We start from the raw sequence: 759 nt of genomic DNA on the forward strand, positions 1-759 counted from the left end.
GCCGATCACGTTCTGCACGATCGCCATCGCCGGGACGAGGGCGACGCCATTGCCGAGCAGCGTGCCGAGCGTGCGGGTGAAGCGGGCCGCCAGCGCCTCGCGCAGCAGGGCGCCGAGCAGCGGCAGGCGGAGGACCAGACGGTCGAACCGCAGGCGCGGGGCGGGGCGGGCGAGCAGCAGGCGGATGCCGGGAATGGCGAGGGCGAACAGCGCCAGCGCATAGGGCCAGGACGCGGCGCAGGCCTGGCCAATCGTGAGCAGCAGGCGCGTGGTGGCGGGCAGGGGGACGCCGTTTTCGGCGAAGATCGGCACGAATTCGGGCAGCACGTTGGTGAGCAGGAAGACGATCGCGCCGGTCGCGGCGAGGGCGAGCAGGGCGGGGTAGGTGAGGCCGGCGATCATCGCGGCGCGCAGCGAGCGGTTGCGCTCCAGCAATTCGGCGAGGTCTTCGAGCGTCGCGGCGAGGGCGCCGGATTCCTCGCCGGCGCGCACCAGCCCGACATAGAAAGGCGGGAAGCTGCGCGGCTCGTGGCCGAGCGCGCGCCAGAGGGCGGCGCCGTCGCGCACCTTGTCGCAGATCGCGAGGATGATGGCGCGGACGCGCGGGGTGGCGGCGGTGCCGGCGGCGAAACGCAAGGCGCGTTCGAGGTCGAGCCCGGCGCCGAGCATCGCGGCGAGTTCGCGGGTGAAATCGGCCAGCGCGTCGGCGCCGAGGCGGGGGGCGCCGCCGATGTCGCGGTTGAGCAGGGCGAGCAGGGA

General features: G+C 74.2%; 1 protein-coding gene. It reads right to left on the bottom strand.

Translation table 11 applies throughout. The annotated features are described in order from the left end of the window. Positions 1-759: type II secretion system F family protein (locus APM_RS11445; RefSeq protein WP_039888394.1), on the bottom strand; the 759-nt coding region annotated here is incomplete at both ends.

This window comes from Acidiphilium sp. PM (assembly GCF_000219295.1).
GTDB classification, from domain to species: domain Bacteria; phylum Pseudomonadota; class Alphaproteobacteria; order Acetobacterales; family Acetobacteraceae; genus Acidiphilium; species Acidiphilium multivorum.